General features: G+C 65.2%; 1 protein-coding gene. It reads right to left on the reverse strand.

Annotated features, from left to right (window positions below; all coding sequences use genetic code 11):
- Nucleotides 1-460: contractile injection system protein, VgrG/Pvc8 family (locus NP77_RS19120; RefSeq protein ID WP_039661322.1), on the reverse strand; the 460-nt coding region annotated here is incomplete at both ends.

Genomic DNA, 460 nt, shown 5'->3' on the forward strand with positions numbered 1-460 from the left:
CTCGCCGTGGCTGTGGTCGACAAAGTGGCCCGGCCAGTCGTAGACGTCCACCGAGCCCGGCACCGGCGACGCCGGGTTCTGCCGCGCCTGCAGCATCCACGCGTTCGGCTTGCGGAAGTCGTAGTCGTCGGTGCTGTAGATGCCCGGCGTCACGCTCTCCGCCAGCGACCACTGGCTGATGCCCTCTTCCGTCACCACGCCGCCCGACGGGGTGACGTGATAGGCGATGGTCTCATAGCCCGGAAACGCCTGATGCTGGTCCGGCGCGTCGCACAGCACCAGCGTATGTTTGTCCGCCTCGTGGCGGAAGAAGTAGTAAATCCCCTCCAGCTCCATCAGGCGGCTGATGAAGTCCAGGCTGCTCTCCTGATACTGCACGCAGTACTCCCACACCCGGTAGTTGCCCGCCAGGCGCGTCTCCACGCTGACCGCGTACTCCTTCAGCAGCGTCTGCACAATC

The sequence above is a fragment of the Pantoea sp. MBLJ3 genome, from assembly GCF_000816655.1.
GTDB classification, from domain to species: domain Bacteria; phylum Pseudomonadota; class Gammaproteobacteria; order Enterobacterales; family Enterobacteriaceae; genus Pantoea; species Pantoea eucalypti.